The organism is Pantoea pleuroti, from assembly GCF_014156615.1.
Lineage (GTDB): Bacteria > Pseudomonadota > Gammaproteobacteria > Enterobacterales > Enterobacteriaceae > Pantoea > Pantoea agglomerans.
On the sequence record NZ_SBFD01000003.1, the window covers coordinates 43,672 to 68,565 of the forward strand.

The window sequence follows — 24,894 nt, forward strand, 5'->3', positions numbered from 1 at the left end:
TTAATGTCCGCCCATCAGCTTTTCAACTTCTTCGGGTTTGTCGTGCACCCCAAAGCGGTCAACGATGGTGCGTGTCGCGTCGTTCATGCCCCTGATTTCAACTTCGGTGCCCTCGCGGCGGAACTTAATCACGATGCGGTCCAGCGCGCTGACTGACGTAATGTCCCAGAAATGGGCGTGCGTCACGTCGATCACCACACGCTCCAGCGCCTCGCGGAAGTCAAAGTGGCTGGTAAACCGGTCAGCCGAGGCAAAGAAGACCTGGCCAGTTACGGTATAGGTGCGTGTATCGCCCTTGAGCTCAGAGGAGACCGCCATAAAGCGGGCCACCTTCGTGGCAAAGTTCAGTGACGCAATCAGCACCCCGGTCAATACGCCAAATGCCAGGTTGTGGGTTGCCACCACTACGGCGACAGTCGCCAGCATCACCACGCTGGTTGATACCGGATGACTGCGCAGGTTAGCAATCGAGCGCCATGAGAAGGTGCCGATGGAAACCATAATCATCACCGCCACCAGCGCCGCCATGGGTATCTGCGACACCCAGTCGCGAAGGAATACCACCATTAACAACAGCACCACGCCCGCCGTAAGTGTGGAAAGCCGCCCCCGCCCGCCGGACTTCACGTTAATTACCGACTGGCCAATCATGGCGCAGCCCGCCATCCCGCCAATGAACGAAGTGCAGATATTGGCAATGCCCTGCGCCTTACACTCGCGGTTCTTGTCGCTCGGCGTGTCGGTCATGTCATCCACGATGGTGGCGGTCATCATTGACTCCAGCAGCCCCACTACGGCAAGCCCCGCCGAGTACGGCAGAATAATCAGCAGAGTGTCGAGGTTAAGCGGAATGTCCGGAATGAGGAACACCGGCAGACTGTCCGGCAGCTTGCCCATGTCACCCACAGTGCGCACATCCAGGTGCAGCCACATCGAAATAGCGGTCAGCACGATGATGCAGACCAGGGGAGAGGGAATGGTTTTATTCAGGTACGGGAAGAGATAGATGATCCCGAGACCGGCAGCCGTGAGCGCATAAACGTGCCAGGTAACGTTTGTAAGCTCGGGCAGCTGCGCCATGAATATCAGTATCGCCAGCGCGTTCACGAAGCCGGTAACCACCGAACGGGACACGTAGCGCATCAGGCTCCCGAGCTTCAGGTATCCGGCAATCAGCTGGAATATGCCGGTCAGCACAGAGGCGGCAAGCAGATACTGCAGCCCGTGGTCCTTAACCAGCGTGACCATCAGCAGCGCCATCGCACCGGTTGAGGAGGAAATCATCGCCGGGCGGCCACCAAAGAAGGCCATGACGATGGGGATACAGAACGCAGAATAGAGTCCGACCTGCGGATCTACGCCAGCGATAATGGAAAAGGCGATCGCTTCAGGAATCAGTGCGAGCGCGACAACAATACCGGCAAGGACGTCACCACGGACGTTACCCAGCCAGTCCTTACGCGTCGAGGACAGCAGCATAGTAGTTTCTCAGATTTTGAATGCAGTTAGCCCGTGAGGGCACAAAATTTCAGGTACGAAAAAGCGCATCCGCAGACGGGATGTTTTTGAGTGCGCGACTGAGCTTACTCAGTGCGACAGAGGAGGGTGACGACTCAGGGTGGCGTAAGACGCATGATTTTTTGATTTCTCCTTTACGGCAACAGGATGCCTTCAGGACTGAAATTAACCAACGGATTGCGATGATAAACGCTGGCAGCGAAGTCTGATCTCAGCGGAAAACTGACCAGAACAGGCATATAACTATAAACGAAAGAGGAGTGAGGTCAATCTTTGCCCGGACGGGCCTGCGCGGTGAAGGGCAAAAGAAAGCCCTATGAGGCAGCGCTGGATACGTGAGAGGAGCGTTGAATCTGTCCAGTCCGGCAGGATTTTTGTGAGGGCGTGCAGATGTAAATGCTGAATCATAGGGCTATTCTTATTCTGGAGCCAACTATATCCAGGTCAGCCTGAAAACGTGATCGGCCGCTACCCCGCGCCAGGTCGATGACTGGAAGCAATCTGTATGACGATGTTCTGCCGTTATGTGCTGCTATTCTTCACATCACTGATAACATTTTTTCAGGGCATTAAGCTCTGTATGGACTCCGTGCTGGCGCTCTGCTTTGCGCCAGGTGATGCAGGACAATGTTGAGCGGCAAATGAAAAGCTCATAACAACAGGTGACATGATGTCTAAAACGCAATGGCTTATTCACCGACTGACCCGACAACTCTGGTTTCGCAGTTCACTATTCGCTGTACTGGCAATTATTACTGCCCTGGTAGCTATTGCGATTAAACCCTTCATACCGGTCTCTGTATCAGGCATCGTGGGCAGTGACGCGGTGGATAAAATACTGGCCATCCTCGCCTCAAGTATGCTGGCTGTTACCACCTTTTCGCTCAATATTATGGTCTCTGCTTATAACTCTGCCAGCAGCAGCGTTACGCCTCGCGCTACTGTGTTGTTACTTGAGGATGGGACGACGCAGAATGTCCTGGCAACCTTTATCGGCTCTTTTCTTTACAGTCTGGTGGGCATTATCGCACTCGGCATGGGCGCTTATGGCTCACAGGGCCGCGTTGTTCTGTTTTTTGTAACCCTTGCTGTCATTGCGATGATTGTTATTACCCTGCTGCGCTGGATACAGCATCTGGCACAGTTTGGTCGTATGTCTGACACATCGCGTCGCGTTGAGGAAGCCACGATGGTTGCGCTTCATAATCGCCTCCAGCAACCCTGTATGGGCTGCGCTTACTGGAACGGTATCCTGCCAGAAACGGCCTTCAGCCAAAGTGTCTACACGCTGAAGACGGGCTATCTGCAGCATCTGGACCTGCAACATCTCTCCGACTTCGCAAAAGAGAGTGGCTGTAATCTTTATCTTGCTGCCCAACCGGGCAGTTTTGTTCACTGTGGTGCCCCGCTGCTCTGGTGTAGCCAGCCGCTTTCCGCTGACGAGCAACAGATACTGCGTAACGCCTTTACGCTGGGTGAGCAGCGTTCATTTGAGCAGGATCCCCGCTTTGGGCTGTGTGTCCTGTCTGAAATTGCTTCTCGTGCTTTATCTCCGGCCGTTAACGATCCCGGCACTGCAATCGACATTATCGGGCGTGCAGTCAGGTTGTTCAGCCTTTCCGCTCCAGCTGACTCTGCCACAGCGCATTATTCTCAGCTCTTTATACGACCCACTCAGATTAGCGATATGTTCGACGATATGTTCACCGGCATTGCGCGCGATGGTGCCGCTCTGGTTGAAGTGCAACTTCGCCTGCAGAAAGCGCTGCATGCGTTAGCGATGATTGCTCCTCATCGTTATGCCACTGATGCAAAGCGCCATGCGCAGCTTGCGCTGACGCGCGCAAATGTTGCGATGACCTGTGAAGCAGACAAAGATGCTGTTGAACGTGTCTCCCGCTGGCAGATTGACGCAGATAATTCAGATGGCCTGCTTAATAGTTAGCCACCTGATGCCGCATCGCTTTTACTCTTCCACACTGATTGTTACATTTGGTCTTCATTCACATTGAGCAGGATACTTATGTCTTCATCAGAAACTGAAACGCCACACAAAAGAAGCCAGATTAATCCGCCGGTATTTTTCACCTCTGCCGCCCTTATTTTTATTCTGGTGGCCTTTGCTGCACTTTTTCCTGAACAGGCTGATGTGCAGTTCGGCGCCCTGCAAAGCTCGCTGTTTGCGAACGCCAGCTGGTTTTATATTCTCGCAGTGGCATTAATCCTGCTGACGGTAGCCTATTTAGGCTTCTCTCGTTATGGCGATATCAAACTCGGCCCCGACCACGCAGAACCCGATTTCAGCTATCACTCCTGGTTTGCCATGTTATTTTCGGCCGGCATGGGTATTGGTCTGATGTTCTTCGGCGTCGCAGAACCCGTGATGCACTACATGGCCCCCCCTACAGGCCAGCCGGAGACCGTGGAGGCCGCACGGGAAGCGCTACGTATCACCTTCTTCCACTGGGGCCTGCATGCCTGGGCAATTTATGCCATTGTGGCGCTGATTCTGGCGTTCTTCAGCTACCGCCACGGATTACCCCTGACGCTAAGATCGGCGCTGTATCCTATTATCGGTAACCGCATCTACGGCTGGATGGGGCATGCCGTAGATATTTTTGCCGTGATCGGTACGGTACTGGGCGTGGCGACCTCGCTGGGTTATGGCGTATTGCAGGTTAATGCCGGACTGAATCACCTGTTTGGCCTGCCGGTCAATCAGACCATGCAGGTGATTCTGATTGTCGTCATCACCGCGTTGGCCACACTCTCAGTGGTCTCCGGACTGGATAAAGGCATCCGTATTCTTTCGGAAATTAACCTGGGTCTGGCAGTACTGCTGCTGATTATGGTGGGCGCACTCGGTCCAACTGTATTGCTGCTGAAATCCTTTGTGGAAAATACCGGCGGCTATCTCTCCGAACTGGTCACCAAAACCTTCAACCTCTACGCTTATGAACCTAAATCAAGTAAGTGGCTCGGCGGCTGGACACTGTTCTATTGGGGCTGGTGGCTGGCCTGGTCGCCATTTGTGGGTATGTTTATCGCCCGCGTCTCGCGCGGGCGTACCATCCGTGAGTTCGTCACTGGCGTACTGTTTGTGCCCGCAGGTTTTACGCTGCTCTGGATGACCTTTTTCGGTAATAGCGCAATATGGCTGATTATGCAGAAGGGTGCCACTGACCTGGCGCAGACAGTTATGAGCGATCAGACGCTGGCACTGTTCAACTTTCTTGAGCACTTCCCGTTCAGCTCGGTGCTCTCCTTTATTGCTATGGCAATGGTCGTGGTGTTCTTTGTCACCTCAGCGGACTCAGGCGCTATGGTGGTCGATACGCTGGCATCGGGTGGCACCGACAAGACTCCGGTCTGGCAGCGCATATTCTGGGCTGCCATGATGGGGGTGGTGGCCGTCACGCTGCTGCTGGCGGGCGGTATGAAGGCGCTGCAAACGGTAACTATTGCCAGCGCGCTGCCCTTCGCGGTTATTCTGTTAATGTCGATATATGGCCTGCTCAAGGCGTTACGCGTTGACGCCTGGAAGCGCGACAGTAAGCAGATTGCGACCATTGCACCCACGGCTGCACGTAACCCGATTCCGTGGCAGCGACGGTTGCGTAACATTGCCTACTTCCCGAAACGCTCACAGGTTAAACGCTTCATGACGGAGGTCATCTACCCGGCGATGGAGATGGTGGAGCAGGAACTGGCGAAACAGAATACCGTGTCTCATACCCGGGATGATGTTGAAGACCGCGTTCGCTTTGAGGTGGATTTGGGTAATGAACTCAACTTTGTTTATGAAGTTCGTGCTCGCGCCTATCTGCAGCCCACCTTTGCACTGGCAGGGATGTCTGACGGCGAGAAAGCTGAAGAGCAGAAATATTACCGTGCTGTTGTCTACCTCAAGGAAGGTGGTCAGGATTATGATGTGATGGGCTGGAATCAGGAGCAGATTATCAACGATATTCTCGACCAGTATGAGAAGCATCTGCACTTCCTGCATATCGTGCGTTAATACACTTATGCATTACCAAAGAGGAGCCTGGCTCCTCTTTTTTTGTCCTGGTATCGCGCCTTTACAGCTGTTTGTAACGGTAAACAGCTCAGCTGAGACGGGGACGGCTGACAGTGTTTTGACGGCTGTTTAAGGAATAGCCAGCAGAAAGCATCCGCAAGCGGCGCCAGTTACGATGAATCGAGTGAGCCAGACAGGAGGGAAGTGCGCAGCGTGTCGCTGCATTCTGCCTGAGCGACATGAAAGCGCCAGATCAGGTTGCATTTATCTTTGGCGCCCCTTTCCTCTGAATGAAGAACGGAGCAATAATTTTGCAGGGGCTTTAACTCCCGCTCAAACTACCGCTCCCTCCCCCAACACCCTCTATTCAGCCATTGCCCTTCCTGACTTCTCACCCCCGCTATCCGTCAGTGATGCTCTCACCTGCGGCAGGCTTTCCGGATAATTCTGCTGAATAAACTCAATCATCTTCTCGCGCACATAGCAGCGCAAATCAAAGGCGATCGGGGAGTTCTGCGCGGTCATCAGCATCCTGATGGTCATGGTTTTCTCGGTGGTGTCGGTCACCTGAAGCACAGAGGTTTCCTGATCCCAGAGCTTGGTTTCGCTCAGCACCTTTTCAAAGTGCTTGCGCAGCGGCTCCAGCGGCATGGAGTAATCCACGTAAAGAAACACCGAGCCTAAGATCTGGGCGTTATTGCGCGTCCAGTTCTGAAACGGATTTTCGGTAAAGTAGGTGATCGGCAACACCAGCCGACGCAAATCCCAGATGCGCACGACTACATAGGTCAGGTTGATCTCCTCAATCCAGCCCCACTCTTTTTCTACCACTACCGCATCATCAATTTTAATAGGCTGGGTAAAGGCGATCTGAATACCGGCGAACAGATTAACCAGCGACTTCTGCAGCGCAAAACCAATAATGATACCGGCAACACCCGCACCGGCCAGAATGGTGGTGCCGAATTTCCGGACGCCAGGGAAGCTGAGCAGAATCAGCGAAACACAGAACAGAACCAGGATAACAATAACTACTTTTTTGACATAGATAATCTGCGTGCGAATTTTGCGCGCACGAAGGTTATTGGAAATATTAATGTCATAGCGGATATAAAGCATATCCTGCGCCACGTTGGTCAGCCGGATTAAGACCGAGCAAAATGACATAATAATAAAGACATTGATGATATTGGTGATTAAAGAGAGAGATTCCGGGTGGAAGTCGATGTAATTAACGCCGACATTAATCATTAATAACGGAATAAAAAAGAACATCGAGCCGCTAAGATGCTTCTCAAGGGATTTGAAGAGCTTTCTGTCACGAATCTGCCAGTAGCGGATGAACCGGAGCAGGATAAGGCGGGCCAGAAATCCCAGCACAAAAGAGAGCGAGACGAGTAATACAACAGGCACCCATGACGGGAAACCAGATAACTCACCGAATAACAATGGCATTATTTTCCCTTATAGTAAGCTGACAACCTCAGGCTGTCAGATAAGTGACAAACTCAGTAACCGTTGTCTTCACGGCTATCCGTTCGTAACACAATCAGCGCACATGAGTATGAACCATAGCGGCGAAGTTAACAGGAAATGCGCGGTGATGCGGCCAGAGAGGCTGTCGCGCGCCAGCCTTACGGCTACTGATACGGAAGCAGAATGCGGCCTTTATGTCACTGTCCGGCCAGCCCAACATCATTAAAATATCTGATACAACACAGCCACTTTTCCGCTCTCCATTTTTTAGCCTGCCCTGGCCATCCGGCAGCAAAAACATGGCCAAACTCACCAGGCGCAGTGCTTTGCGTGGACGTTTTTTTGCAATCTGCTAATTTTTAAGCTGTTCCCCTGCTGCTGAGAAAAACAACAATATGATTAACACCCTTAAACTTTCCTCTGATTTTCGTCGCAGTTTCCTGCGTGAAGTCCTGGTGCCGCTGGTGGCTATCTTACTGCTGACGTTTGTGGGTGCAGGGGCTGCGCTGTTTATCGGCACCTCACTCACCAATACTGAGGCCCGGCATCAGCAGCAACGGATGATTGAAGCCTCATTTTCACAGAGTCTGAATGAGCATCTGCGCCAGCTGCATAGCCTGTCGCGCTGGGGACCCTTTGAGCAGCATCTGGCGGAGGGCAACAGCAGCAGGTGGCTGGATGAGAACATTGGGCTGTGGCTGTATGAGATGTTCGGCCATCAGCTGATTCTGGTGCTGGACCAGCAAAATCAGATCGTCAGAGTCTGGCGCGAAGGCCAGCCGGTCTCCGCGCCTGCAGATGATCCGCTGATTGGTGAGGTGCTGCAAAGCCCGCTGGTCAACGATCCGGCGCGCCAGGATAACGCCGATTATGCCCGTATAACAAATCGTGCCGCCGCGCTGGCTGTAGGTAATATCCAGCGGGATGATAATGCCCTGCCGCGTTTCCGGCTGGTGAGCCTGAAATTTCTTGATGACGGCTATCTGGCGGGCCTGGCGGAACGCAATCAGCTGCAGGGGCTGCACTTCTCCGACGGCACGCCACAGCCGGGAACCGGCGCGCGCTATCTGCTGATCGCGCAGGCAGGCGAGGCGGTTGGCTATCTGAACTGGATCCCCTCCCGTCCCGGTGCGCAGATGCTGCGCACCATCGGGCCATCTACCGGGCTGGCGGTACTGGCGATCTCCCTGCTCTGCCTGTATATGGTGCGGCGACTCTGGAACTCGTCGGTGAACCTCTCGCAATCCATGCTCAGGCTCGGCGCGTCGGAGGCTCAGGCCCAGCATCTGGCGTTTCATGATGTGCTGACCGGCCTGCCGAACCGCGCACTGGTCGAAGACCGCTTAACCCAGGCGCTGGCCCTGGCGACGCGCCACGATCAGCGGGTGGCGCTGCTGCTGATCGACCTCGACCGCTTTAAAACCATCAACGATACCCACGGCCATCACGCCGGAGATGAACTGATCATCGCGGTCGCACAGCGACTGAGCAATATCGTGCGGGCCAGCGATACGGTAGGACGCATCGGCGGCGATGAATTTATTGTGGTAATGCCGGACGTCGATAATATCGGCCAGGTGCAGAGCCTGGCGCAGCGCATTATCGATGAACTGAGTGAGCCTTTTACACTGTTTGGCAGCGATGTCTGGAGTGGCGCCAGCATCGGACTGGCGCTGGCACCCAAAGATGGGGTCGATCGGCTGGAGTTGATGCGCAAAGCGGATATTGCGCTGTATGAAGCCAAAAGCGGCGGGCGCGGCACGTATCGTCAGTTTGAAAGGGCGATGGATGAGTCGGTGCGGACCCGACAGACCATCGCTGCCGACCTGCGTACGGCGCTGCATACCCATCAGGGGCTGGAGGTGTGGTATCAGCCGCTGATGGATATTGGCGGTCAGCAGATGGTGGGCATCGAAGCGCTGCTGCGCTGGCACCATCCGACGCGCGGCCTGATCGCGCCCGCTGAATTTATCGCGATTGCCGAAGAGACCGGCCTGATTATTCCGCTGGGCGAATGGGTGCTGGCTGAAGCCTGCGTCACTCAGCAGCGTTTTCCCGAGCTGCTGGTGGCGGTCAACGTCTCGCCGGTGCAGTTCCGCTCTACCGGCTTTGTTGAGCGGGTGATGGCAATTGTCAGCCAGAGCGGCGGCGATCCGAAGCGCCTGGAACTGGAGATCACCGAAGGGGTGTTAATCGAAGATGAACGTGAAGCACGCGCCATTATTGTGGCGCTGCGTGAAGCGGGCTTCCGGATTGCGCTGGATGACTTTGGCACCGGTTATTCAAGCCTTAACTATCTCAGCAACTTTCCGGTGGATAAAATCAAAATCGATCGCTCATTCACCCAGTCGCTGGGCGTGGCGGAAAATTCAGTGGCAATTGTTGAATCGGTGGTGAAACTGGGTCATGCCATGGGTCTGATGGTGACAGCAGAAGGCGTCGAGACGCCAGGGCAGATGTCTGCGCTGGCAGATGCGGGCTGTAATCAGTTGCAGGGCTATCTGTTCAGTCAGGCGGTGCCCGCCGATCAGCTCGCAGCACTGATGACCTTATCCGCGCCAGACGAAGTACAACAGGGGTAATCCCCTGAGTGGATGGCCGGAGCGCGGCTTTGTGCACTCAGGCTGTCTGACAGCGCGATGCGCCAGACAGCCTGAGTCGGCCATCGCCTTTTTTCCCGGCCAGAGACGTTAAACCCCCATGCTATCCAGCAGCGCGGCAGAATGGGCGACCGCACCAAAGATGCCGCCCTGCATATGGATCATGCTCAGCGCCGCTTCATGATGACGCTGCTCGGTCGCAGCACAGCAATCGGACAGCACCAGGCACTCAAAGCCGCGATCGTTAGCTTCGCGCAGCGTGGTGTGGACGCAGACGTCCGTGGTAATGCCGGTGAGGATCAGATTACGGATGCCGCGACTGCGCAATATCAGCTCCAGATCGGTGGCATAAAACGATCCCTTACCCGGCTTATCGATCACTACTTCACCCGGCAGCGGTGCCAGCTCCGGGATTATCTCCCAGCCCGGTTCACCGCGCACCAGAATACGGCCGCACGGTCCCTCATCCCCGATCCCGGCGTTCATCCGTCGCGAGCGCCAGCGTTTGTTGGCGGGCAAATCACTGAGATCGGGCCGGTGCCCTTCGCGGGTATGAATAACCGGAAACTGCCGGGCGCGCATCGCTGCCAGCACCTGCTGCAACGGCGCGATGGGCGCCCGGGTCAGACTCACGTCATAGCCCATGCTGTCGACATAGCCGCCCACGCCACAGAAGTCGGTCTGCATATCAATCACGATCAGCGCGGTATCAGCCGGCGTAAAAGTGCCGTCAAACGGCCAGGCGTAGGGGGTTGAATTAACGCTATAGTCGGACATTGCTGTTCTCCATTACCGGGCGCGGGATGCGCATTCTGCTGATCAGGCTGTAGCTGATGGCGGCGGTTACCAGACCAATAACCGCTTCACCGAACTCGGGGAAAGCGACGTGGGCGATCACCGCACACAGGCTGCCAATCGCCCAGGCGGCAAACGCAGTACCACGAAAACGCTGTGCCGGACGCTGCTCGCTGATACGCGCCATAAAAATTAAATCCACGATCATCACCGCACCAAACGGTGGCACCACAATGCCGAGCAGGCTGAGCCACTCCAGGAAGTAAGACCAGACGCCCGCCAGCGCCAGCACGCCGCCAATGGCACCCAGGATCAGCGTCCAGAGCCGCATTTTGCTGCTGAACAGATGACTGAAGCCCACCGCTCCGTTGTAGAGGCAGTGCGTGCAGACCGATCCGAGATTGATAAAGACAAACAGGCAGGCCACTACCGACAAAAAAGCGCTGTGCCCCATCAGCATCGGCAGGAAGTTACCGCCATTGGTCAGCGGATCAACCGCTGCGCCTACGGCCACAATCACCACACCGAACAGGTAGGAGATGACGTTAGCGACCGGGAAGGCAGAGAACGCGGCGATCACCGCCGAACGGCCATTCTTCGACCAGCGGGTAAAGTCAGCGGTCATGGTGCCGGAGTCAGCAAAACCGGCTACCACCATGGTGACGGCGGTGCCCATACTCATTGCACCGGCTGCGCTGGCGCTGCCCTTCCACTGCGTCACCACGGAGAAGTCGTGCTGTTTGCTAATCAGCCACAGCGCCACCATTCCCAGCACCACAAACAGCGGCGCGGCGATCATCCCCAGCACCGACAACGCCCGCACGCCCAGAAACGTAATCCCGGTATAGAGGATCATGGCAAAGGCCGTCACCGCCAGCGCATTCCAGCCAAAGGTTTGATTAATGACCGTGCCGGTAAGGCCGGTCTGAAAGGCATACCAGCCGATCACCACTGTCGAGAGAAAACCCGAGACCAGGATGTAGCCTTTGCTGCCAAAGGTGCGTCTGGTCTGCAGGGCGAAATTCATTCCGCTGTTACCGGCGTACCAGCTCAGCGCGCCGACATAGGCGAACAGCACCAGGTTTCCCAGCAGAATGGCGATCAGCGCAGGCCAGAATCCCAGATGCCAGGTAATGATGCCGCCAAACAGCGCATTGGTGAGGATCATCGGAAAGCCAAACCAGACGGCCGAGACGGAGCGGGTAGAATGACGGTGCGACAGCGGTACCGGCTCATGTTCAAACTCCTGCTCCAGCGCAGGCGTAGTAGACGTTTTCATTGGGCGATTCCGGGTTGAAGGTGATTCCACGGCTGAATGCGCTCGAAAGCGGCACTGGCAGCCAGCACTAAGGCATCATCAAGATGACGTCCGACAATCTGCAGACCGACGGGCAAGCCGCTGGCGGTAAAGCCAGCGGGTACGGACGCGGCAGGCTGACCGGTGAAGTTGAAGGGGTAGCAGAACGAGAGCCAGTGATCGCTACGGACCATGCGGCCATCAATGATCTCCGGTCCCTGCATCCCCAGTGGAAACGGCGGCACCGCCAGCGTCGGGGTAATCAGCAGGTCAAAGCGCTGCATAAAGCGCCACAGGCTGTTGCTGACCGCTTTGCGGGTGGTGATAGCATCGGTAAAGTTTTCCGCCCGCCAGTCGCGCTGCAGCATGGCGACCAGATGCGGCGACATCTCGCTGCCCTGCTCCGCCATCATCTGGCGCATGCCGGTAAGATCGCTCTCCATCGCCACCAGCGCGCCAAAAGCCGCCGATGGATCAGGGAAGCCCGGATCGGCCAGTTCCAGTTCAGCACCGATTTCAGCGGCAAAACGCTGCACCGCCGCGCTGACCACTGCCCGCACTTCCGGATCAACGGCCACATAGCCAAAATCCACGCTGAAGGCGATGCGCAGTTTGCCTGGCAGATGATGTGGCGCGCCCAGCCAGTCCACATCGCTGCAGGGAATCGAGTGGCGATCGCGCATATCCGGTCCGGCCATCAGCGACATCATCAGCGCGGCATCGCGCACGCTGCGCGTCATCGGACCGATGTGCTCCAGTGACTCCCAGCTCGACACGCCGGGGTAGCGTTCATCACGACAGCCGGGCCAGAGCGGCACCCGGCCCATCGACGCCTTGAAGCCGAAAATACCGCAGTGCGCCGCCGGAATGCGTACCGACCCGCCGCCGTCGCTGCCCAGTGCAATCGGGCAGAGCCGCGCCGCCACCGCCGCACCCGAACCGGCGCTGGACCCTCCTGGCGTCATGCTCAAATCCCAGGGATTTCGTGGCGACGGAAACAGTGGATTGTGCCCGACCCCGCTGTAACCAAACTCCGGTGCGGTGGTTTTGCCAACCAGAATGGCGTCGGCGGCCAGCAACCGCTCCACCGTGATGTCGTCATCTTCCGGCACGAAATCTTTGTACGCCGCCGAACCGGAGGTGGTTCTGACGTTTGCGGTGCAGATTAAGTCCTTCACCGCCAGCGGTACGCCCGCCAGCGCGCCAGGTGTTTCTCCGCGTGCCCGTCGGGCATCCACGGCTCTGGCCTGTGCCATCGCCAGTTCAGGCGTCGGGGTACAAAAAGCCTGTATCGCCGGTTCCCGCTGTTCCATCCGTGCCAGCACCGCCCCGGTCAGCTCACAAGCCGACACGTCCCCGCTGCGAATCAGAGCGGCCATCGTGGTGGCATCTTCGTCTAATAAGGAGTCAAACATGGGTTACCTCGCCAAAAGTGTACCTCTCGGCTAGTGCATGAAGCGTGCCAGTTAGCGGTGAATCATCCGGTCTGACCCGGGGATGCCAGATGGAATACGGGCTGGGATACAAGATCGAATTCTTATGATGCCAGGTGCAGGCGGCTGTTTATTTTTCCAGCACGATGATGGCGCAGGCCTGCGCGATAAGGGGGCGTAATAGCTGAATGGTTTGCGGGCTGGCTGAAGTCTGTTTTGACGTGTTCGATGGTCTGGAGTGCCTGGGCGATTTCCGTCATATCAGCTTTGCAGGATTAGGCAGTGCTGTCGTTTTCAAAAGCGTACTCCTGGCGTTAATGGCACACCATGAAAGCTTCTTTATAGGCGGTTTTGTTTTCCAGGCTGCATCAGGAGAGATCGTTGACCGCAATCGCCCGACACCCCTTGAGGAGATCTACGATGCTTTGCTTGGGTTAAAAAATGAACTACGCTACAATCGCCGGACAGGGTTGCCAAAGAAAGCGCCGCAACCTTTAATCCCGGACTGTTTCCGGGCTTATAAAGTAGTGACTACAGGGAGAGCTTGCTATGTCGTTTTACAATAAACACGATGAAACAACCCCTTTGGCTCCGGTCGAAACCAGGTATAAAGAGTTAAGGGCACTATTGATTGCTGAATGGCTGGCCAGACCCGATCTGCCCGCCATTAAAGCCCAGTTAGCTCAGAGGAAAAAACGCTCGTCGTCTGCCCTGTTACGCCGCAAGCTGAAAGAGCTGAATGCGCGCGAAATGCAAAAAGCTAAGATCAGCGCTTAACGCTTAAAGGCCCGATAACGGGCCTTTCGTATTTTTTATCAGCTTCTGGCTCACACGCGGGCGGCTTTCTGCCACCCGCAACTCACCTGTTACTCCGGAAAATCTGTCTCCACTGACGTCTGTTTCCACGCTTCGATCTCAGCCAGCCGCTCTTTAAGCTTACTGGTCACGGCATCATGGCCCCAGGCGCCCATCACCAGATGGCGTGGCGGGTTGTCATGCTCAGTGATGGCGATCATTGCCGTGGCGGCTCGCGCCGGATCGCCCTTCTGAGTGCCGCTGTATTCGGCGGTGGCTTTCATCCGTGCGGCTGCAGTCTCTGCATAGTCTGGCAGCGTGCTCGGCGTCTGATGCAGGGAGCGTCCTGCCCAGTCGGTGCGGAACGGACCTGGCTCGACACAGGTAACGCGAATGCCCAGCGGTCCCGCTTCCAGCGCCAGCGAATCTGACCAGCCTTCCACCGCATGTTTGCTGGCAGAGTAGTAGCCTGAGCTGGCAAAACCAATTAAGCCTGCCACCGAGGTAATGTTGATGACGTGGCCGCTACGCGCCTTTCTCATCGCGGGCAGCACGGCGCGGGTCAGGGCAAACAGGCCAAAAACGTTGGCATCAAACTGCGCGCGGATTTCGCTTTCCACACCCTCTTCCACCGAGCTCTGATAGCCGTAACCGGCGTTGTTTACCAGCACATCAATGGTGCCGAACGTGTCCAGCGCCGCTTTGACGGCCTGGTCGATGCTCGCCTGGTGGGTGACATCCAGCGCTACTGCCAGCGCGTTGTCGTGTCCCTCAACCAGATCGGCAATGGAAGAGGTATCACGTGCCGTCACGACGACCTTAAAACCACGCGCGATGGTCTGCTGCGCCAGTTCACGACCAAATCCGGTCGAACATCCCGATATTAACCAGACAGGGCTGGAGTGAGCAGTCATGGTAAGACTCCCGTTGATGATGAAGTGACTGGAGACCCGGACGCGAGTGCATCCGGGATTTAAGGTTAGCGAGGCGCGGCTGCCCCACTTAGCCCTTAATGCTTTTTATTGAACAGCTGGCTGGCGGTGTCGCTGATGATCTGTGCCGCGCCGCGATCGCCTTTCACCATCGACGCCATAAAGGCTTTCGCCTGTTTAAAGGTGATGTGAGGCGGTAACGGGGCAACTTCCGGATCGGTTTTCACCTCCAGCAATACCGGGCGATCGGCGCTGAGCGCACGCTGCCAGGCCGCCGCCAGATCGTCAGGATTATCGACAAAAATACCGACCATCCCCAGCGACTGCGCAAACTCAGCATACTTCACATCCGGCAGTTGCTGCGAGGCGTCAAAGCGGGGATTCCCTTCCATGACCCGCTGCTCCCAGGTGACCTGATTGAGATCCTGGTTGTTGAACACGCAGACGATCAGGCGTGGATCGGCCCACTGCTGCCAGTATTTCTGGATGGTGATCAGCTCTGCCATATTGTTCATCTGCATCGCACCGTCACCCACCAGCGCCACCACCGGTTTGTCGGGATGGGCAAATTTTGCGGCAATCGCATAAGGCACCGCCGCGCCCATACAGGCCAGACCGCCGGAGAGCGAGGCGCGCTGACCCTGTTTTACCCGATAGTCGCGGGCGAACCAGTTAGCACAGGAACCGGAGTCCGAGGTGACAATGGCGTTATCCGGCAGTTGTGGCGACATCTCCCACACCACCCGCTGCGGGTTGACCGGATTAGCCGGTGCCATGGCGCGCTCTTCCATCAGCGTCCACCAGTCGCGCACCTGAAGCGCAATATCTTCCTGCCAGCTGCGATCCTCTTTGTGCTCCAGCAGCGGCAGTAAGGCGCGCAGGGTTTCAGCCGCATCGCCATGCAGGTTCACTTCGCTGGGATAGCGCAGGCCGAGCATGGCGGGATCGATGTCGATCTGCACCGCACGCGCCTTGCCCTCTTCCGGCAGGAATTCCGTCCACGGGAAGCCGCTGCCGATCATCAACAGGGTGTCGCAGTTCTGCATTAAATCGGATGAGGGCTTCGTGCCCAGCAGGCCAATCGAACCGGTCACAAAGGGTGCATCGTCCGGCAGCACATCTTTGCCCAGCAGCGCTTTTGCCACGCCCGCACCCAGCACGTTCGCGACCTGTACCACCTCGACGGCGGCGTTACGTGCGCCTGCGCCAATCAGAATCGCCACTTTTTTACCGGCGTTAAGCACCTCAGCGGCGCGTTGCAGATCCGCTTCATAAGGGATCACTTTAGGACGCTGATAGCCGCTGCCGGAATGGGTAAAACCGTGCAGATGCTGCGGCGGCTGCCACTCTTCATCCTGAATATCTTTAGGGATGATGATCACCGCCACGCCGTTTTGCGCTTTGGCGATGCGCACGCCCCGGTCGAGCAGATGGCGAACCTGGGTTGAAGTCGAAGCTTCCTGAACGAAGTTGGCAACGTCTGAGAAGATGCGATCCAGGTTCATCTCCTGTTGATAACTGGAGCCGCGCGCGGTCGCTTCCGCCTGTCCGGCAATCGCCAGCACCGGGGCATGATCCATTTTGGCGTCATAGAGTCCGGTCAGCAGATGGGTCGCGCCCGGCCCGCCGGTAGAGAGGCAGACGCCCAGCTCACCGGTGAATTTGGCGTGTCCGGCCGCCATAAAAGCCGCCATCTCTTCGTGGCGTACCTGAATAAATTCGATGCCGTCGCCTTTGGCGTTAGCACGCTGAATGGCGCCCAGCACCCCATTGATGCCATCTCCCGGATAGCCGTAGATGCGTGTGACGCCCCACTCTTTCAGGCGCTGGACAAAAAAATCACTGGTTTTCATGCTCATCGTCGCGTTTCCCCTTGTAGTCCATGCAGACTTAAAGCGTAGTAGACGATGCGCAATCGCCGTTAATTGTTCGCCATTGCCGGGTATCGCTGACGCAAATCACTGAATATTTGTGCCATATCCGCCGTTTCGCCTATCTCTGCCACCGCCCGGAATACCTGGGTTTTCAGGAAGTGACGCCAGCTCACCGGCGCGCTTGCCAGGAAGGCGGTAAGTAACTGATAACGCTGTGGCGTCCAGAGCATTTCGAAGCGACTCCGTGCTTCGCCGTGCTCAAAATGGTGCGCAGCCTGCTGCGGCATCGTGGTGCGCAGGTGCTCCGTTGCTGCCCGATCCACGTGGTGATCAACCACTACCACGCCATACTGCGTCCTGGCTGCCGCGACGCTGAGATAACCGCAGCGCACATCCTGCATCACCGCATCGGCATCGCGCTGTGTCGGCAGGCCATAACCGCCCGCGCCGGGTCCGCGCACTTCGACCACGTCACCCGGCAGGCAGTGGATCACATCAGTGTTACCGTGATTGATGACCTCACCGTCGCGCCGGGTACGGAAGTAAGAGAGCGCCCCACTCTGGCCGCCGACGACGCCCGCCGAGGCAAACACCGATCGGTTACGGTTGCGCGCGGTAATGGTGGTATTGGGCGAGAAAATCTCAAATGCCATTTCGGTGGCTAAACCGCCGCGATAGCGACCGGCTCCGGCGCTGTCCTGGGCCAGTCCGTAGCGATGAAAGCGGATTGGCACTTCCGCTTCGTTGATCTCAATCGGGGTGTTTTTCAGAAAGGCTGAAAGACCGCCGGAGCCGTCAGGCCCATCGTGACGCGGCGTGCCACCCGCGCCGCCGCCCACCGGACCCAGCGAGGCAACCACGCTGCGATTCTGCGTCTGGGTACGGATGTTCATGATTGAGTTGCCGCCCGGTGAATTCGCGGGCAAACGCTCCGGCATCGCCAGCGAGAAGACGCCGATAGTGGCAATCTGCGACAGTGCACAGGTCAGGGAGCGCATCCCCACCGCTGCGGGTGCTTCACAGTTCATGACCGTGCCAGGCGGCAGGATTGCACGGGTGGGTCGCAGCGTACCGGCGTTAAGCAGCAGTGAACGGTCCAGCGTAGAGAGCACATAGGTAACACCCACCAGCGCCAGCGGATGCCGCTCACGTCCGCCAGTCGGCATATTCAGTGACGAGGCCAGCTGCGGGTCGCTGCCGGTGTAGTCCAGCTCCAGCTGATCGCCCTGCACCCGCAGAGTAATGGCGATCCGGCAGGGATAACCGCCCTCGCCATCTTCATCGGCGTAGTCGGCATAGAAGTATTCCCCGTCGGGAATGGTTTTGATAATGCTGCGCGCCTGCGCTTCGGCGTAATCAAGTATGCCCTCAATGCCCTGCAAAAAATCGGCGATGCCAAAGCGGGCAATAATGTCGTGGATTTTACGCTCGCCGACGTTCACCGACGCCAGCTGGGCTTTGAAATCGCCCCAGTTCTGATCCGGCACCCGCACATTGAGCCGCATGATGCTGGCGACCTCTTCGTTGAGTTGACCCTGCCGCATGATCTTCAGCGGCGGGATGCGAATCCCCTCCTGCACGATATCGGTCAGCGAGCGCGACAGCGAGGCAGGCACCGCGCCGCCGACGTCGGTGTTATGAATGTGACCCACCACGAAGCAGACAATTTCACCCTGGTGGAACACCGGTTTCCAGATGTGGATATCGGGCGAGTGGGTCGCCACGTTCCCGGCGTAAGCGTCGTTGGTAATGCAGATGTCGCCGTCAGCGTACTCTTCAATCAGTGCCAGCACCGGCGCATAGTCGATGCCGCTGTACCAGGGCGCGCCAAAGCTGCGCGGCGAGGCAAACGCCAGGCCGCTGCGGCTGACAATCTGACAGGAGAAATCTTCCGTCTCTTTCACAAAGGTGGAGTGCGCCGTGCGCATCAGGGTAAAGGCCATCGCATCGGCAGCGGCGGCGCAGTAGTTCGCCAGGATCTGTAAGTTACGTCCATCAATCGCCATATTATGCCTCGTTCGCCGTGATCAGCAGATTACCGAATGAATCGACCGTGACACCCATGCCGGGCGGCACGCAGGTGGTGCAGTCATCCTGGGCGATGATGACCGGGCCACTGAGCTGATGGCCGGCGCGCAGCGCCGAACGCAGCACTAAATCAACCTGATGCCAGCCGCCGTCGATCCACGCCCTGGTCTGTTTCAGTACCGGCACCGGTTCCGTGGCCGGAGCCAGTGGGTTAATTACCGGTTTCGGCGTCGGTGAGGCAATCACCAGCCGCAGGTTGATCAACTGCACCGGAGCCTGCGGGTCACAGTGACCAAACAGCTGCTGGTGCTGACGATCAAAGGCGTCATGCAGGGCAGTGAAATCCGCCTGCGCCAGCCAGTTCGCCTCCAGCGGCACATCGATCTCAAACGACTGCCCGCGATAGCGCATATCCGCGCTGAACTGCAGGCTGTAAGGCATGTCGCTGCCGTGCTCCTGTGCCAGCCAGCCACAGGCGCGCTGCTGTAATGCTTCGGCTTCACTGGCCAGGGTGTCGGCCAGGGCGGGCGTCAAATCGCCGTAGAGTGTGCGGATAAAGTCGTTACGAATGTCCGCCACCAGCCCGCCCAGCGCGGACAGCACGCCCGGCGTCGGCGGCACAATCACCCCTTTCATATTCAGTTCGCGGGCCAGAAAACAGCCCATCATCGGCCCGGCACCGCCAAAGGCCAGGAACCAGAATTCTCGCGGATCGAGACCAAAGCGCGACAGCAGGCCGCTCGTGTCGCTGTACATGCTGGAGATCGCCAGCTGGATGGCGGTCTCCGCCGTTTCCTGCACCGTGACGCCAAGCGCATCGGCCAGCGGCTGCCAGGCCGCACAGGCGGCGTCCACATCCACAGTGACGGCGTTATAACCCAGCGCGCCATGGCCCATCATGCCGCAGGCGGCAAACGCATCGGTGGCGGTGGGCTGCGTGCCGCCGCGCCGGAAGCAGACCGGGCCAGGCAGCGATCCCGCACTGTCCGGGCCCATCTGCAGCACGCCCTGACCATCGATCCACGCCAGCGAGCCGCCGCCCTGACCCACCGAGGTGACGGCGACAGAAGGAATAAAGATCGGGAAATCCCCGATGATTTCACCATTGCCCTGCGCCACTTTGCCGTCGATGATCACCGCCACGTCGGCGCTGGTGCCACCGATATCCAGGCTGAGGATTTTGTCAAAACCGCAGGCGCTGGCGAGATAGCTGGCGCCAATCACGCCGGATGCGGTGCCGGACAGCACCATCTGCACGCATTCGCGTTTCGCCTGATCGACGCCCATCACCCCGCCGTTGGATTTGGTGATGCGCGGCGGCGGCTTGACGCCCAGCCGGTGCATCGCCTGCTCAAAGGATTCCAGGTAGTGGATCACCATCGGCTGCACGTAGGCATTAATGGTGGCGGTAATGGTGCGTTCATATTCACGGATGATCGGCCAGATGTCAGCGGAACAGGAGGTCAGCAGCTCGGGTGCCACCTCGTCGATAATCGCCTTCACCGCCGCTTCATTGTGCCGGTTGCGATAGCTGTGCAGCAGCGACACCACAATGCCCTGACAGCCTGCGGCGCGTGCCTGAGCGATTGCGTCGAGCACGCTCTGGCGATCCACCGGTTGCAGCACGTTGCCGTGCGCGTCGCTGCGTTCACGGATGGCAAACACCCGATCGCGAGTGATCAGCGGAGCAGGACGCCGGGAGAAAAGATCGTGGATATGCGGAATTTTAAGCCGGGCCAGCTCCAAAACATCGCAGAAGCCCTCCGTGGCGAACAGTGCCAGCCGCACGCCGCGTCGCTGGATCACCGCGTTAATACCTACCGTGGTGCCGTGGGTGAAGTAGCCAATCTCAGCGGGGTCAATACCCTGATGCTGCTGAAACTGCGCCAGCCCGGTAACGATTTCGCTGCCTGGCTGATCCGGTCGTGACAGGACTTTCAGGGTGTGAATCTGGTTCGTTTGCTGATCGAGCACGGCGAAATCGGTAAAGGATCCGCCAATATCCACGCCAACGCGGTATCGCATATCGGGGTAACTCCAGTGTCAGGAAGGGGGAAATTCCATCAGTGCCTCGGGATGCTGCACCACACGCCAGCCGAGCCGCTGATAGACCTGATGGGCATCCTGGGTTGAGAGCATCCAGCGATGCACCGTTTGCAGCTCCGGGTGTTCACGGACGCAGGTTGCCAGCCAGCTGCCCAGCCCGTGACCGCGCCAGTTTTCATCAATCATTACGTCACACAGCCAGCCAAACCGGGTGTAGTCGGTGATGAGGCGGGCAAAACCAATCTGTCTCTGCTGGTGATAGAGGCCAAACGGCAGCGAACCGGCAATCGCCCGCACGGTTTTGGCCAGCGGCTGGCCTTTGGCCCAGTAGGACTTCTCCGCCAGCTGGATGTGGATCCACGCCAGGTCGAGCTGCTGGCGGCTGGTGGAGACAGTGAACGCCTCGCGCTGCCACTGCTGGTCAGCAATCTGTAATGAGTCCATGACAACTCCTTGTATCGGTTGAAAACAGTGTAAAAGGGTTCGCCCAACGGTTGAGGCTGTAGCGCGCTACAGAACCGGCTGTTGCGACTGAATTTTGCGTCATGAAGAAATTTTATGCTGAGGGGGCATCTTGCAGATTAATGGGAGAAGTGAAGCGGATGGGCGAACATAAGTGCGGCTGGTGTGAATCGCGAAAGAGCAGACAGATACAAGGCAGGTGACGGCCCTCTCTCCACCGGTAAACATGGCGAGGGCGACGCCTGACCGCCCGCTACACGCCGAACTCCACCGAATTGTGCTTGCCGATCAGCGATCGCAACGGCACGCTGCTTTTCATGATCGGGGATTTGATCACGATATAGCTGAAGTACTTATCGATGCCGATCTGAGCGTCGAGCATCTTCTCAATCACTTCCTGGTAATGTTCAATGCTGCGGGTAATAAAGCGCAGCAAATAGTCATAGCCGCCGGTAATCAGATGGCACTCCATCAGCTCATCGACGTCGCGCATCGCACTTTCAAATTTCATAAAGTCTTCGCGGCGATGGCCTGACAGGGTGACTTCGGTAAAGACGGTCACCGAATCGGTAATGCGGGTGAGATTAATGTGCGCTTCATAACCGGTGATAAAACCGGCCTGTTCCAGACGTTTGACCCGTTGCAGACAGGGACTGGGCGAAAGACCTACGGCGTCGGCGAGGTTAACGTTGCTGATACGGCCATCTTTCTGGAGTTGCACCAGGATGTTGATGTCGATGCGGTCGAGTTTCATTAAGCCGTTCATAGCACCCCCCTCATTGTCAGAGCCTGTCCCGCCAGGCGTCATTGTTGCAGGCAGTCTGGAGACGGACAGCGCGCAACAACCGGCGCGTACATGACGTACGTGAGGATTGTAAGCACTGACCAGGTTCAGACTGACAAATGAAATAGCCTGATGGGATAGACGCTTAATTAAATGTGCAGAACCTCCCGAAGGTATATCACGCTTTACCGTAAACGCGCCAGCGCTTCGCAGTGGTTATACCAGCGGGAGATTTTCAAATTACTTTAACAATATCAATGAGGAATCGCACTTTATCCCAACCGGCCTGTGGCGCGGGCCAGCGCAATATCGAAGATATGCAGCGCCTCTTCCAGCTGTGAGTCGGTAGTGACCAGCGGCGCCAGGAAACGGATAGTGTTGCGATGCAGGCCGCATTTAATCAGCAGCAATCCTTCCTGGCAGGCGCTGTCGAGGATCTTCTGGGTTAAGGCCGCATCCGGGCGACCGGTTTCGAAATCGAGGATCTCCACCGCCTGCATAAAACCCACGCCGCGAACGTCACCGATGCAGGCATATTTATCCGCCAGCTGCCGCAGTCGTGCATTGAGTTGCTCACCAAGCTGGCAGGAGCGCTGCAACAGGTTTTCCTGCTCAAACAGATCCAGTACCGCCAGCGCCGCCGCACAGGCCAGTGCATTGCCGCCATAAGTACCGCCTAAGCCGCCGGGTGTGGGTGCATCCATGATCTCTGCACGCCCCACCACGCCGGAAATCGGCAAACCGCCGCCAAGGCTTTTCGCCAGCGTGACTAAATCGGGTTTAATACCCAGTTGCTGGAAGGCGAACATCGTGCCGGTACGCCCGAAGCCGGACTGGATTTCATCGCAAATCAGCAGAATACCGTGCTGGCTGGTGATACGACGCAGCGCCTGCATAAATGCCGGGCCAGCGGGCAGGAAGCCGCCGTCGCCCTGAACCGGCTCAATGATAATTGCCGCGACCCGCTCTGGCAGGATCTGCACCGCAAACAGCTGATCCAGCGCTTTCAGACAGTCCGCTTCAGTAATGCCGTGCAGCGGATTCGGGAAGGGAAGACGGTAAATATCGCCGGGGAACGGGCCAAAATTCTGTTTGTAAGGCGCGGACATGCCGGTCAGGGTGATACCCAGCAGGGTGCGGCCATGAAACGCACCATCAAAAGCGATGATGCCAGAGCGCTGGGTGTGTGAGCGGGCAATCTTCACCGCATTTTCCACCGCTTCGGCGCCGCTGGTAAAGAAGACGCTTTTGTACGCCTCATCGCCGCCCACCAGTTTGTTCAGCCGCTGCGCCAGCTCGATGTAGCCCGGATAGGCCACCACCTGAAAACAGGCGTGAGACACCAGACCGAGCTGGCGGGTCACCGCATTGACCACTGCCGGGTGATTGTGGCCGACATTCAGCACCCCGATGCCGCCGACAAAGTCGAGATAGCGATTGCCCTCCACGTCCCACACTTCACTGCCTCTGGCGCGTTCGATCACCAGCGGATGGGCGGTAACTACGCCGCGCGGCACATTCTGCTCGCGTGCATCCAGTAACAGGCTGTTATCGGAGTATGCTTGCTGCTCTGCCATGACATTCTGCATTTTAAACCCTCATCCACGTAACGTTCGGTTGGCTCAAGTATCGCAACCCGCTGGTTTGTCACGCTGCCGTAATTCCTCAGACAGCGGCATTTCCTGTCAAAATCCTGCGGCATTCAGCAGGGAAATTTCTCTGCCAGCGCCTGACGAATCAGCGTGACAAAAACGTTAACGCCATGCGGGATCAGCGCATCGTTGAAGTCGTAAGCGGCATGATGCAGCGGCTTGCAGGGTGCCGATCCCAGCCACAGATAGGCACCGGGCCGCGCCTGCAGCATAAAAGCGAAATCTTCTGAGGTAAGTGCGGGCTGGGGCGCGGCCTCAGCCGTGATGCCCGCCTGCGTCAGCGCCTGCAGGCAAAACTGCGCTTCAGCAGTGCTATTCAGGGTCGCCGGGTAGTAGCGCAGATAGCTGACCTCTGCGTGCAGGCCGTGAGCGGCGGTGATGTGCTCCGCCATCTGACGCAGCCGCGCTTCAATCGTCGCCTGCGCTGCCGGGCTGAAAGTGCGCACCGTGCCGGTGATGTTCGCCTCCGCCGGGATCATGTTGTGCGAAAAGCCGCCCTGCATCCGGGTGACGGTGAGCAGCGCCGTTTCGCACGGTTCCAGCGCGCGTGACACCAGGGTATTCAGCTGCACCACCAGTTCGCTGGTCGCCAGCAGAGTATCGCGCGTCAGATGTGGCTGTGCGGCATGACCACCTCCGCCCAGTACCCGGATATCAAAGCGGTCAGCCGCCGCCATGATCGCGCCAGGACGGGTCTGTACCTGGCCGAGCGGCAGTTCCGGCCAGTTGTGAATGGCGTAGACCGCCTCGCAGGGAAACCGGCTGAACAGGCCATCGTTAATCATCGCCTTTGCACCCGCCAGCCCCTCTTCGGCGGGCTGGAAGATAAAGCAGACGCTGCCATCAAAGCTGACGTCGCGCGCCAGTTTTTCTGCGGCTCCCAGCAGCATCACGGTGTGACCGTCGTGGCCGCAGGCGTGGCTCACCTGCTCCACGCGGCTATGCCAGTCGGTGCCGCTCTGATCCTGCATCGGCAGCGCATCCATATCAGCCCGCAGGCCGATCATGCGTTCACTGCTGCCCTTTTTCAGTATCCCGACCACGCCGGTTTTACCGATGCCGCGATGCACCTCTATGCCCAGCTGTTGCAGAAAGTTCGCCACGATGTCGCTGGTGCGCTGCTCCTGAAAGCCCAGTTCCGGATGCGCATGCAGGTCGCGGCGGAGTGCCACCAGATGTTCCAT

Annotated in this window: 18 protein-coding genes; 5 read left to right on the plus strand and 13 right to left on the minus strand. The window is 57.6% G+C overall.

Annotated features, from left to right (window positions below):
- Nucleotides 1-1,479, minus strand: coding sequence for a SulP family inorganic anion transporter (locus EPG66_RS08025; protein WP_182686458.1), 1,479 nt, complete (start codon nt 1,477-1,479; stop codon nt 1-3).
- Nucleotides 1,480-2,188: 709 nt separating this feature from the next.
- Here EPG66_RS08025 and EPG66_RS08030 point away from each other — a divergent pair.
- Nucleotides 2,189-3,463 (plus strand): DUF2254 domain-containing protein, encoded by a 1,275-nt coding sequence (locus EPG66_RS08030; RefSeq protein ID WP_182686731.1) that lies wholly within the window; start codon nt 2,189-2,191, stop codon nt 3,461-3,463.
- A 78-nt stretch (nt 3,464-3,541) separates the two neighbouring features.
- Nucleotides 3,542-5,536, plus strand: a complete 1,995-nt coding sequence (locus EPG66_RS08035; RefSeq protein WP_039388859.1) for a BCCT family transporter — start codon at nt 3,542-3,544, stop codon at nt 5,534-5,536.
- A gap of 363 nt (nt 5,537-5,899) precedes the next feature.
- On the opposite strand, the gene EPG66_RS08040 is transcribed toward EPG66_RS08035, so the two are convergent.
- Nucleotides 5,900-6,991, minus strand: a complete 1,092-nt coding sequence (locus tag EPG66_RS08040) for a mechanosensitive ion channel family protein (RefSeq protein ID WP_039388861.1) — start codon at nt 6,989-6,991, stop codon at nt 5,900-5,902.
- 416 nt (nt 6,992-7,407) lie between these two features.
- On the opposite strand from EPG66_RS08040, the gene EPG66_RS08045 reads away from it, so the two are divergent.
- Nucleotides 7,408-9,594, plus strand: a complete 2,187-nt coding sequence (locus EPG66_RS08045; RefSeq protein WP_163793044.1) for a putative bifunctional diguanylate cyclase/phosphodiesterase — start codon at nt 7,408-7,410, stop codon at nt 9,592-9,594.
- 108 nt (nt 9,595-9,702) lie between these two features.
- Here EPG66_RS08045 and biuH read toward each other — a convergent pair whose 3' ends face one another.
- The 3 genes from biuH to EPG66_RS08060 are packed head-to-tail and all read right to left on the minus strand — an operon-like array spanning nt 9,703 to nt 13,119.
- Nucleotides 9,703-10,389, minus strand: a complete 687-nt coding sequence (biuH, locus tag EPG66_RS08050) for a biuret amidohydrolase (RefSeq protein WP_039388865.1) — start codon at nt 10,387-10,389, stop codon at nt 9,703-9,705.
- The gene (locus tag EPG66_RS08055) at nt 10,376-11,686 is read right to left on the minus strand and encodes a purine-cytosine permease family protein (RefSeq protein WP_182686459.1); all 1,311 of its coding nucleotides are present in this window, start codon (nt 11,684-11,686) and stop codon (nt 10,376-10,378) included. Before EPG66_RS08055 ends, biuH begins: the two co-directional genes overlap by 14 nt.
- Nucleotides 11,683-13,119 carry an amidase gene (locus EPG66_RS08060; RefSeq protein WP_182686461.1) on the minus strand — a complete coding sequence of 479 codons (1,437 nt, stop codon included), beginning with the start codon at nt 13,117-13,119 and terminating at the stop codon, nt 11,683-11,685. The genes EPG66_RS08055 and EPG66_RS08060 overlap by 4 nt, the downstream gene beginning before the upstream one ends.
- Before the next feature lie 239 nt (nt 13,120-13,358).
- On the opposite strand from EPG66_RS08060, the gene EPG66_RS08065 reads away from it, so the two are divergent.
- Nucleotides 13,359-13,703: a hypothetical protein gene (locus EPG66_RS08065; protein ID WP_235528052.1), complete on the plus strand. Its 345-nt coding sequence runs from the start codon at nt 13,359-13,361 to the stop codon at nt 13,701-13,703.
- Nucleotides 13,687-13,914, plus strand: coding sequence for a hypothetical protein (locus tag EPG66_RS08070; protein WP_029519618.1), 228 nt, complete (start codon nt 13,687-13,689; stop codon nt 13,912-13,914). The genes EPG66_RS08065 and EPG66_RS08070 overlap by 17 nt, the downstream gene beginning before the upstream one ends.
- An 89-nt stretch (nt 13,915-14,003) precedes the next feature.
- On the opposite strand, the gene EPG66_RS08075 is transcribed toward EPG66_RS08070, so the two are convergent.
- The 8 genes from EPG66_RS08075 to EPG66_RS08110 form a co-directional block, all read right to left on the minus strand.
- A complete protein-coding gene (locus EPG66_RS08075; RefSeq protein WP_010670900.1) occupies nt 14,004-14,846 on the minus strand; it encodes an oxidoreductase in 843 nt (280 codons plus the stop codon).
- A gap of 95 nt (nt 14,847-14,941) precedes the next feature.
- The gene (locus EPG66_RS08080) at nt 14,942-16,723 is read right to left on the minus strand and encodes a thiamine pyrophosphate-requiring protein (protein WP_033767679.1); all 1,782 of its coding nucleotides are present in this window, start codon (nt 16,721-16,723) and stop codon (nt 14,942-14,944) included.
- Between the two features lie 62 nt (nt 16,724-16,785).
- Nucleotides 16,786-18,744: a hydantoinase B/oxoprolinase family protein gene (locus EPG66_RS08085; protein WP_163657673.1), complete on the minus strand. Its 1,959-nt coding sequence runs from the start codon at nt 18,742-18,744 to the stop codon at nt 16,786-16,788.
- 1 nt (nt 18,745) lies between these two features.
- The gene (locus EPG66_RS08090) at nt 18,746-20,791 is read right to left on the minus strand and encodes a hydantoinase/oxoprolinase family protein (RefSeq protein WP_182686464.1); all 2,046 of its coding nucleotides are present in this window, start codon (nt 20,789-20,791) and stop codon (nt 18,746-18,748) included.
- Nucleotides 20,792-20,809: 18 nt separating this feature from the next.
- The gene (locus tag EPG66_RS08095; RefSeq protein ID WP_010247848.1) at nt 20,810-21,256 is read right to left on the minus strand and encodes a GNAT family N-acetyltransferase; all 447 of its coding nucleotides are present in this window, start codon (nt 21,254-21,256) and stop codon (nt 20,810-20,812) included.
- 271 nt (nt 21,257-21,527) lie between these two features.
- Complete coding sequence (locus EPG66_RS08100) at nt 21,528-22,040, minus strand: Lrp/AsnC family transcriptional regulator (protein ID WP_010247853.1); 513 nt, start codon at nt 22,038-22,040, stop codon at nt 21,528-21,530.
- Between the two features lie 290 nt (nt 22,041-22,330).
- A complete protein-coding gene (gene gabT, locus EPG66_RS08105; RefSeq protein WP_010670905.1) occupies nt 22,331-23,647 on the minus strand; it encodes a 4-aminobutyrate--2-oxoglutarate transaminase in 1,317 nt (438 codons plus the stop codon).
- A 113-nt stretch (nt 23,648-23,760) separates the two neighbouring features.
- Nucleotides 23,761-24,894, minus strand: coding sequence for a M20 aminoacylase family protein (locus EPG66_RS08110; protein WP_182686466.1), 1,134 nt, complete (start codon nt 24,892-24,894; stop codon nt 23,761-23,763).

Coding starts and splice junctions, on each gene's coding strand:
- EPG66_RS08025 (WP_182686458.1), bottom strand. CDS start 1,479: ATGCTGCTGTCCTCGACGCGTAAGGACTGGCTGGGTAACGTCCGTGGT.
- EPG66_RS08030 (WP_182686731.1), top strand. CDS start 2,189: ATGTCTAAAACGCAATGGCTTATTCACCGACTGACCCGACAACTCTGG.
- EPG66_RS08035 (WP_039388859.1), top strand. CDS start 3,542: ATGTCTTCATCAGAAACTGAAACGCCACACAAAAGAAGCCAGATTAAT.
- EPG66_RS08040 (WP_039388861.1), bottom strand. CDS start 6,991: ATGCCATTGTTATTCGGTGAGTTATCTGGTTTCCCGTCATGGGTGCCT.
- EPG66_RS08045 (WP_163793044.1), top strand. CDS start 7,408: ATGATTAACACCCTTAAACTTTCCTCTGATTTTCGTCGCAGTTTCCTG.
- biuH (WP_039388865.1), bottom strand. CDS start 10,389: ATGTCCGACTATAGCGTTAATTCAACCCCCTACGCCTGGCCGTTTGAC.
- EPG66_RS08055 (WP_182686459.1), bottom strand. CDS start 11,686: ATGAAAACGTCTACTACGCCTGCGCTGGAGCAGGAGTTTGAACATGAG.
- EPG66_RS08060 (WP_182686461.1), bottom strand. CDS start 13,119: ATGTTTGACTCCTTATTAGACGAAGATGCCACCACGATGGCCGCTCTG.
- EPG66_RS08070 (WP_029519618.1), top strand. CDS start 13,687: ATGTCGTTTTACAATAAACACGATGAAACAACCCCTTTGGCTCCGGTC.
- EPG66_RS08075 (WP_010670900.1), bottom strand. CDS start 14,846: ATGACTGCTCACTCCAGCCCTGTCTGGTTAATATCGGGATGTTCGACC.
- EPG66_RS08080 (WP_033767679.1), bottom strand. CDS start 16,723: ATGAGCATGAAAACCAGTGATTTTTTTGTCCAGCGCCTGAAAGAGTGG.
- EPG66_RS08085 (WP_163657673.1), bottom strand. CDS start 18,744: ATGGCGATTGATGGACGTAACTTACAGATCCTGGCGAACTACTGCGCC.
- EPG66_RS08090 (WP_182686464.1), bottom strand. CDS start 20,791: ATGCGATACCGCGTTGGCGTGGATATTGGCGGATCCTTTACCGATTTC.
- EPG66_RS08095 (WP_010247848.1), bottom strand. CDS start 21,256: ATGGACTCATTACAGATTGCTGACCAGCAGTGGCAGCGCGAGGCGTTC.
- EPG66_RS08100 (WP_010247853.1), bottom strand. CDS start 22,040: ATGAACGGCTTAATGAAACTCGACCGCATCGACATCAACATCCTGGTG.
- gabT (WP_010670905.1), bottom strand. CDS start 23,647: ATGCAGAATGTCATGGCAGAGCAGCAAGCATACTCCGATAACAGCCTG.
- EPG66_RS08110 (WP_182686466.1), bottom strand. CDS start 24,894: ATGGAACATCTGGTGGCACTCCGCCGCGACCTGCATGCGCATCCGGAA.